The 8,354-nt window shown below is 76.3% G+C and carries 6 protein-coding genes and 1 pseudogene; 4 read left to right on the top strand and 3 right to left on the bottom strand.

The genetic code is table 11. The features are described from left to right. Positions 1–167: 167 nt before the first annotated feature. Positions 168–1,175: a serine/threonine-protein kinase gene (locus tag ACFVXK_RS34860; RefSeq protein WP_389620129.1), complete on the top strand. Its 1,008-nt coding sequence runs from the start codon at positions 168–170 to the stop codon at positions 1,173–1,175. Between the two features lie 79 nt (positions 1,176–1,254). Here the strand turns inward: ACFVXK_RS34860 and ACFVXK_RS34855 are convergent, their stop codons facing one another. Next, entirely contained in the window at positions 1,255–2,520 is a 1,266-nt protein-coding gene (locus tag ACFVXK_RS34855; protein ID WP_389620127.1) for a streptophobe family protein, read from the bottom strand. Positions 2,521–2,839: 319 nt separating this feature from the next. On the opposite strand from ACFVXK_RS34855, the gene ACFVXK_RS34850 reads away from it, so the two are divergent. After that, positions 2,840–3,934 (top strand): DUF6777 domain-containing protein, encoded by a 1,095-nt coding sequence (locus ACFVXK_RS34850; RefSeq protein WP_389620124.1) that lies wholly within the window; start codon positions 2,840–2,842, stop codon positions 3,932–3,934. 135 nt (positions 3,935–4,069) lie between these two features. On the opposite strand, the gene ACFVXK_RS34845 is transcribed toward ACFVXK_RS34850, so the two are convergent. Continuing rightward, positions 4,070–4,507, bottom strand: coding sequence for a hypothetical protein (locus ACFVXK_RS34845; RefSeq protein ID WP_389620121.1), 438 nt, complete (start codon positions 4,505–4,507; stop codon positions 4,070–4,072). A gap of 135 nt (positions 4,508–4,642) precedes the next feature. On the opposite strand from ACFVXK_RS34845, the gene ACFVXK_RS34840 reads away from it, so the two are divergent. Further along, on the top strand, positions 4,643–6,706 hold the full coding sequence (locus ACFVXK_RS34840) for a SpoIIE family protein phosphatase (RefSeq protein ID WP_389620118.1): 2,064 nt from the start codon (positions 4,643–4,645) through the stop codon (positions 6,704–6,706). Between the two features lie 9 nt (positions 6,707–6,715). Here ACFVXK_RS34840 and ACFVXK_RS34835 read toward each other — a convergent pair whose 3' ends face one another. Continuing rightward, positions 6,716–7,441 (bottom strand): DUF4328 domain-containing protein, encoded by a 726-nt coding sequence (locus ACFVXK_RS34835; RefSeq protein WP_389620115.1) that lies wholly within the window; start codon positions 7,439–7,441, stop codon positions 6,716–6,718. A gap of 214 nt (positions 7,442–7,655) precedes the next feature. On the opposite strand from ACFVXK_RS34835, the pseudogene ACFVXK_RS34830 reads away from it, so the two are divergent. Continuing rightward, a pseudogene (locus ACFVXK_RS34830) lies at positions 7,656–8,354 on the top strand (multidrug transporter); the annotation flags it as partial.

Raw genomic sequence — 8,354 nt, 5'->3', positions numbered from 1 at the left:
CGGGCCCCCGAGCCGGAGCCCGAGCCCGCCGCGCAGCCCGCGCCCCCGGCCGCGCCCCCGGCCGCGCCCCCGCCCGAGGCCGAGACCGCGGCGGGCGCCCCCGTACCGGCCGAGCCGGGCCACGAGCCGACGCGCATCGTGGACGTGCCCGAGGCCGGAGGGCGCTGATGGGCGCCGCCGACTCGCTGGGCGGCCGGCCCTCCGGGCTGCTGGGCAAGAAGATCGCCGGGTACCTGGTGGAGAGCGAGATCGGGCGCGGCGGCATGGCGGTCGTCTACCGGGCCCGCGACCTGCGGCTGGACCGGACGGTGGCGCTGAAGCTGCTGGCCCCCGAACTCGCCCGCAACGACACCTTCCGCAAGCGCTTCGCCCACGAGTCGAAGGTGGCCGCGGCCATCGACCACCCGCACATCGTGCCCGTCTTCGAGGCGGGGGAGACGGACGGGCTGCTCTACATCGCCATGCGGTTCGTCGCCGGGCAGGACCTGAGGGCGCTCCTCGACCGGACGGGTCCGCTGCCCGTGGAGACGGCCGCCCGGATCGCCGGGCAGGTCGCCTCCGCGCTCGACGCCGCCCACGACCACGACCTCGTCCACCGGGACGTCAAGCCCGGCAACATACTCGTCGCGGACGGCACGGACAGCGAACATCCCGAACACGTCTACCTCACGGACTTCGGACTGACCAAGAAGTCCCTGTCGCTCACCGGGTTCACCAGTGTCGGGCAGTTCGTCGGGACCCTGGACTACGTGGCGCCCGAGCAGATCGCCGGCAAGCCCGTGGACGGGCGCTGCGACGTGTACAGCCTGGGGTGCGTGGTCCACGAGATGCTCACCGGCGGGCCGCCGTTCCAGCGGGACGACGACATGGCCCTGCTGTGGGCCCACCAGTTCGACCCGCCGCCCGCGCCGTCCTCGCGGCGGCCGGAGCTCACGGCGGCGGTGGACGGGGTGCTGGCGAAGGCCCTGGCGAAGACGCCGGAGGACCGCTGGGGGAGCTGCCTGGAGTTCACCGGGGCGCTGCGCCGGGCGGGTTCGGCTCCGGCCGCCCCACCGGTGGCCGGAGCCGTCGCTGGAGCCGCCGCGGACGCCGGGGCCCTCGCGCAGGCCGCGGGACCGCCGCCCCCGCCTCCGCCGCCCCGGTGGGCGCTGCCGGTGTTCCGGGGCCGGGCCTGAGGCCGGTCGGGACCTGAGGCCGGTCGAAACCTGAGTCCGGTCGGGACCTCGGGCCGGGGGCCGGTCGGGGAGAGGGCGCTCACCGCTCCTGGCGGGCGGGGGAGGGTTCGTCCACGGGCCCGGGGTGGTGCAGCGGGCGGGCCAGGAAGGCGCCCAGGAAGCCGGCCACCGCGCCCCAGAGCAGGCCGAGTCCGGTCGTCCGCCACAGCGACGGGGTGAGCTCGATCCTGCCGCCCAGCCCCGAGTCGTCCCCGATGCCCAGCAGGGAGAGCCCGAACTGGGCCTGGACCCGGCCCAGCAGGCAGACCGTCAGCGTGGCCAGCGCGAGCGCCACGCCCAGGTGCAGCGCGTGCCGCCAGGCCCGCACCCCCGCCGGGGAGCGGACGGCGGCCAGCACGCCCGCGCCGAGCAACGCGACGGCGGCCACCGCGACCAGCCACCACGCCCGCCCGTCGTGCCGGGCCAGCGAGGACACGTCGAGGGTGGACAGGTCGGGCCCGCGCAGCACCCGGTCCAGCAGCTGCGGCACCGGCAGCCCGAACGGGCCCTCGGCCCGGCCCTGCCAGGCGCCGCCGAAGCCCAGGGTCAGGGCCAGCCAGGCCAGGTTCGGCAGGCCGAGCAGCAGCACGGCGAGGGTCCGCGTGGCGTGCCCCTGGGTGCAGGCCACCACCAAGCCGATCACCAGGGCGAGTGCCACGTAGCCGACGAGCAGCACGGCGGTGGCGAACGCGGCCGGGCGCACCGCCGTGTGGAAGCGCAGCAGACCGGCCGGCAGCGGGGCGCGCCGGGAGACCAGCAGGGCGATCAGCAACAGGCCCAGGATCCACAGCAGTCCGAACCCGAGGGTGGCGGGCAGGTCCGCCCGGAAGCCCACCGTCGGGGTGGTGTCGAGGACCTCGCCGAGGTCCGCCAGCGGGGAGTCGCCGTTCAGCAGCCGGAAGGTGTGGTCGGCGAACAGGGCGAAGAGGGCCAGCAGGACCAGCCACAGCACGGCCGGCAGGGCGGCCCGCGCGAGCAGTTCGCGCGGCCGGGCCACCGCACGGTGGCGCAGCGGGCGCAGGAACAGGTACCCGGTGGTCAGCGCGCCGGCCAGGCTCACCGACAGCGGCAGCACGGACAGGCTCGCGCCGGCGCCGCCCAGCAGCCCGGCACTGCCCGTGACGCCGACCTCGCCGCCCGCCGCCATCACGACGACGGCGGCGACCACATGGGGGAACGCGCCGCCCGGCAGATCGGCCGCGCCCGCGCAGGCGAGCCCGGCGGCGGCCACCACGGTCATCACCGCGAAGCCCGCCACGACGGCGGCGAGGGCCTCGCGCCACGCCCTCACGGAGGTGCTGCTCACCCTGCAACCGTGGCACTCCCGGCTTGCGGCCACCACTCGGCCCCCGCACACAATGACCCAAGGAGTGCCTGAAATCCGGCAGATGTCCGGAATTATCTCGTTCGGTGCTCGGGAAGAAGGGCCCGTGACCACTCAGCCGTCCGGTGGGCAGCAGCCCCCGTCCTCCTCTCAGCCCCCGTCCTCGGAACGGCCCACGGGTCCCCCTTCCGGCCCCCTCTCGGGCGGCGACCGGGGGTCCGTGCCGCCGCCGCCCGCACCCCCCGGAGGCTCCTCCGGCGGCGGGGGCGGGGAACCGCCCGGACGCCCCTGGTGGCGGTCCGTGCCGCGGATGGTCACGGCCGCCGTGGCGGTCGCGGCCGTCGCCGCCCTGGCCGTGGTGCTGACCCGGCCCGGCGGCGGATCCTCCGCGCAGGCCGGGGGCGAGGTGTTCCTCCAGCCGGCCGCCGCCTCCGGGCCGGACCCCTTCACCGACTCCACCACCGCGCGGCAGGCCACCGTGCCGCCCCAGAGCCCCGCGCCGCCCAGCCGGAGCGCGGCCACGGCCACCGCGACGGCCTCCGCCGCGACGGCCACGCGCAGCGTCAGCGGCTCCGCGCCCGGCCTCTACGGCGGCACGCGGGACGTCGCCAGCTGCGACGTGGAGAAGCAGATCGCGGCGCTGAACGGGCAGCCCGCCAAGAACGGCGCCTTCGCCTCCGCCCTCGGCATCGGACCGGCCGACGTGCCCGGCTACCTGCGCGGGCTCACCGCCGTACAGCTGCGGCTGGACACCCGGGTCACCAACCACGGCTTCCGCGACGGCGCCCCCACCGCCTACCAGGCGGTGCTCCAGGCGGGGACGGCCGTGCTGGTCGACGACCGCGGGGTGCCCAGGGTGCGGTGCTCCTGCGGGAACCCGCTGGGGCCGCCGGTGGCCCTGAAGGCCAACCCGAAGCGGAACGGGGAGCCGTGGGCCGCGTACCAGCCGTCGAAGGTGGTGGTCATCGCGCCGTCGGAGACTACCGTGAACGCCTTCGTCATCTACGACCACCAGGACCGCCGCTGGCTCGAACGCGGGCGCGGCGCCGCCCCTAAGCCCGACAGGCCGGTCCCGCCCCCGGCGGTGACCACCCCGGTGCCCACCGTGGGCCCGTCGACCGCCCCCGCCACGCCGACCGCACCGGTTGCCTCCTCCGCCCCGCCGACGGCCAAGCCCACCGGCCCGGCGACGGAGACCGCCACGGGGGCCCCGTCCACCGCCCCGCCGGCCACGCCGTCCGAGTCCGAGCCCCCCTCGGAGACGGCCACCGAGCCCTACCCGCCCGCCCCGGCCACGAGCCGGCCCGCGCCTGCCACGAGCCGGCCCGCCCCGGCCACACCCCCGCCCGCCCCGGCCACCCCCCGGCCGGCCTACCCCCCGGCGAACCCCTACTAGGGTTCCCGCACTCCACTCCACTCCACTCCGCGAACGGGCCCGGCCGCCCTCAGGCCGGGCCCGTACGACATGCGGCCTCAACCCCGTGCCGCTGCACGAGATCCAGAACCCGGGTCACCTGGATTCAGGACGGACTCAGGACGGGTCCGCGCAGACCGTGCCCGTCTCGTAGATGGTGCCGACGTCGTCCGGTTCGGGCAGCGCCGTCGGGAACTCCGTCGGGAGCCCGGTCGGTTCCTCCGCGTTCAGGACGGCCACCTCGACCGCCGCGCAGTAGCGGGTGCCCGGGCGGATCCCGGCGTCCAGCTTCTTGACGACGGTCTTGCCCACCCCGGGGACCTCGTCGGAGAGGATCACCCGCAGGGTCTCCCCGCCGCCCTCCGGGCGCAGGACGAGCACGTTGCTCTTGTCGTGGGGTTCGGTGTCGAGGAACGAGACCGTCACGTACGGGGCGTTCAGCTTCAGGCTCAGCAGCTTCGAAGCGGCCGAGGACGGCGTCGCGAGACCCACCGCCAGTCCGCACGCCAGCACCGTCCCGACCGAGGCCCGGTACTTCCAGCTCAGGCGCCTCATGGGAGCTTCCCTTCGCAGACAGAGGGGACGATCCGATCGTCTGCCCGGGCCCCGGCCCCGGCAAATCGCGGGCCCGCACCCCCCGCGGCGGGCGGGCGCGCTGCCGGGCGCGGGGAACAGTGAGACCCTGGCTGCATGGACCCGCGGGGACCGGCCCCGGCGGTCGACTGGCCCGCGCGGCCCGACCTGAGCCTCGCGCTCAACCGCATGGGCACCTTCGACTGGGACCTCGACGGCGGCCGCATGCACCTGGACGCCACCGCCCTCGAGGTCCTCGACCTGCCCCCGGAGCGGTTCGACGGCACCCCCGACGGGCTGCGCGCCCGGATCCTCCCGGCCGACGCCGACCGCCTCGACCACCGCGTCCGGCAGGCCCTGCACGACGGCCGCAGCCACTACGGCGCCTACTTCCGCATCCTGCGCCAGGACGGCGCCACCGCCTGGACCCACCTCCAGGGCCACGTCCTGCGCGACCCGGCCGGCCGCCCGCACCGGATCATCGGGATCGTCCGCGACGCCGCCCAGGACCCGGGGGAGCCCGGCGCGGCCGGGGAGCGCGACGAGGGCCGGCGCCGGATGACCGGCGTCGTCGAGCGGACCGCCGCGATCCTCGCGCACGCCCGCACCGTCAACGACGTCACCGACATCCTCAAGGACCCCGAGGGCCTCGGCCACCTCGGCGCCGTCAGCGTGATGCTCGGCGTCGTCGACGGCGGCCGGATCCACCTCGTCGCAGAGGGGCGGCTCGGCGCCTACGTGCCCGAGACCGAGTACACCCGCATAGACGCCCGGCTCCCGATGAGCGAAGCCGTCCGCACCCTCCGGGCCGTCCACCTCTCCTCGCGCGAGGAGTTCCGGACGCGCTACCCCGACCTGTGGCCGTACATCGAACCCCTCTCCGTCCGCAGCGGCGTCTACCTGCCCCTCATCGCCCAGGGCCGCCCCATCGGAGCGCTCGGGCTGCTCTACACCCGCGACGGGGACTTCACCGCCGAGGAACGCAACGTCCTGGTGGCGCTCGCCAGCGGCATCGCGCAGAGCCTCCAGCGGGCCATCCTCTTCGAACAGGAACACGACCTCGCCGAGGGGCTCCAGCGGGCCATGCTGCCCCGCCACATCCCGGAGGTGGCCGGCGCCCGGATCGCCGTACGGTACCGGGCGGCCCGGATCGGCCGGGACATCGGCGGCGACTGGTACGACGTCATCCCCCTCGGCGACGGCCGGGTCGGCGTGATGATCGGCGACGTCGAGGGCCACGACACCGACGCGGCGGCCGTCATGGGCCAGCTGCGCATCGTGCTGCGCGCCTACGTCCTGGAGGGCCACACCCCGGGGACGGCCATGGCCCGGGCCTCCGCCTTCCTGCGCGACCTCGCCACCGAACGCTTCGCCACCTGCACCTACGCCGAGGCCGACCTGAACACCGGCATGCTCCGCCTGGTCCGCGCCGGGCACCTCGACCCGGTGGTCCGGCGCGGCGACGGCAGCTGCCACCGGGTCCAGGTGGCGGGCGGCCTCCCGCTCGGCCTCCCGCCGCGCGAGCCCTCCGGCACCGGCTGCGGCTACCCCGTCACCAGCATCGAGCTGCACCCCGGCGACACCCTGCTGCTCTGCACCGACGGCCTGGTCGAACGGCCCGGCGGGGACCTGGAGACCGGTATGCGGGAGTTCATGGACGCGGCCTGCGAGGGCCCGGCCGACGTCGAGGAACTCGCCGACGCGCTCTGCGACCTGATCGGGGACGCCGGCGGCGGGGACGACATGGCCCTGCTCGTGCTGCGCCGCCGGGGCACCCCCGCCCCGCGCGGCGGCGGCCCGCTGCGCCAGCGCCTGGCCCCGGGCGACACCGAGGGCCCGGCCCTGGCCCGGCACCTGATCCGGGCGGCCGCGGCCGCCTGGGGCGCCCGGGAGCGGGCCGACGAGATCGAGCTGGCCGCCGACGAGCTGATGACCAACGCCCTCGTGCACACCGAAGGCGGCGGCCAGGTCGGCATGCGGCTGACCGCCGAGGGACGCATCCGGGTCGAGGTCGAGGACTCCAGCAGCGCCCTGCCGCGCCGCCGGGAGACCGACGACTGGGCGGTCTCGGGGCGCGGCCTGATGCTGGTCGACCGGCTCGCGGACGGCTGGGGGGTGGAACCCCGGGGGAGCGGGAAGTGCGTGTGGTGCGAGTTCGCCGTCCCGGCGGCGGCGGGGTAGGGCCGGGCGTCACACCCCGGCGTACATGCTCATGGCCCGGGTGTGCTGGAGGGCCGTCAGCCGGCGGACGAAGAGGACCGCGAGGACGGCCGCGGCGGCCGTGGTCAGGTCGGCGAAGGCGCCGGCGCCGGAGGCGATGCCCAGCGCCTCCGGGGTCTCGACCCGCTTGTAGAGCTGCTCCACGACGGCGTCGCAGAGCGTGGAGCCGACCCACACCAGCCACCAGGCGGTCACCGGCGCGGTGGACGCGCGCCGCGCGGAGCCGTCCTGATCCGGCCGGCCGGCGGCCCGCCAGGTCTCCTTCGCGATCCGGTACGGGAGGTAGAGGTTGCCGAACGGGACGAACCAGGCCCCGATGGCCCAGCCGCGCGACTGGCTGAAGCCGCCGGGGAGGAAGACCTGGCCGTTGGTGCGCACCCGGTGGAACCAGATGACGAACACGACGCCGGTCACCAGCAGCGACAGCATCTGGAAGGACGCCGCCACGTTCGAGAGGAGGCCGGACCCCGCCAGGGCGTCGTCCCGGACCGTGACGGGATCACCCGTCAGGACCCGCGTCAGGGACCAGGTGTAGACGCCCACGCCGGCCGAGAGGAGGTTCACCACCGCGCAGAGCGACAGCAGTACGGTCAGCGCCGTCCCCAGCCCCCGCGGGGAGCGCAGCACGGGGAGGTTCGGCAGCGGCAGCCGGTCGGGCAACGAGGACGGGGCCGATCCGGGCGAGCCGAAGGACATGACGAAGTACCCCCCACGGGAACGTCTGCGAAGAACGGTCGGGATGCGCGGCGGGGCCGGCCGAGCGGGGCCCCGGGCAACGGGGGTGAACCTATGTCAGCCCCGACCCCGGCGTCCACACGGGTGTACGAGGGGTACGAACGGCTGAATCCGCTGGTCCACGCGGTGCGCCCGGGATCCGATAGTCGTACAGTACGGCGATCCTGCCGGGGTGATGAGCCTCCGCCCGCTGCTGCCCGCCCTGTTGAGCACCGTCCTGCTCACCCCCGTCCCCGCGTACGCCGCCGCGGCCGGCGGTGGCGGCGACGGCATCGAGACCGCCCGGACCACCCGTCAGCTCGCCCCCGGGATCCGGCTGGAGTCCTACGACCGGCTGGAGGCAGACCGCTGGCTGCGGATCGACGAGCTGGTGGCCGACCTCGACCCGCGCGGCGGCGTACGGGCCGAATACCTGGGCGGCGCGGGCGGCCCGGTCACCCTCGGCGAGGCCGCCGCCCACCACCGGCCCGGAGCCGGGCGGCGCGTGGTCGCCGCAGTGAACGGCGACTTCTTCGACATCCGGGCCACCGGAGCCCCCCTCGGCCCCGGCATCGGCTCCGGACGGCTCCTGCACTCCGCCTCGGCCGGGCCCGGCGGGGGCGCCGCCGTCGGCTTCGGCCCGGATGGGGCCGGGCGCCTGCTGCGCCTCGGCCTGGAGGGGACGGTGACCCTGCCCGGCGGGCGGGCCCACCCCCTGGCCGGGTACAACGCCGCCAAGCCGCCCGCGGAGGGGTACGCCGTCTACACCGCCGACTGGGGCGGCAAGCGGCTCCCGGCCCTGGGACCCGGGCCGGCCGTCGGGCTGCGCGACGGCCGGGTGGAATCCACCGGCCCCGCCCCCGCGGCGCGGCCCGCCCCCGGCACCACCCTGCTC

Source organism: Streptomyces sp. NPDC058157 (assembly GCF_042884105.1).
In the GTDB taxonomy this organism is placed as follows: domain Bacteria; phylum Actinomycetota; class Actinomycetes; order Streptomycetales; family Streptomycetaceae; genus Streptomyces.
The sequence above is the reverse complement of the archived record's forward strand: the minus strand, read 5'-3'. Positions and strand labels throughout refer to the sequence as shown.

Coding starts and splice junctions, on each gene's coding strand:
- ACFVXK_RS34860 (WP_389620129.1), top strand. CDS start 168: ATGGGCGCCGCCGACTCGCTGGGCGGCCGGCCCTCCGGGCTGCTGGGC.
- ACFVXK_RS34845 (WP_389620121.1), bottom strand. CDS start 4,507: ATGAGGCGCCTGAGCTGGAAGTACCGGGCCTCGGTCGGGACGGTGCTG.
- ACFVXK_RS34840 (WP_389620118.1), top strand. CDS start 4,643: ATGGACCCGCGGGGACCGGCCCCGGCGGTCGACTGGCCCGCGCGGCCC.
- ACFVXK_RS34835 (WP_389620115.1), bottom strand. CDS start 7,441: ATGTCCTTCGGCTCGCCCGGATCGGCCCCGTCCTCGTTGCCCGACCGG.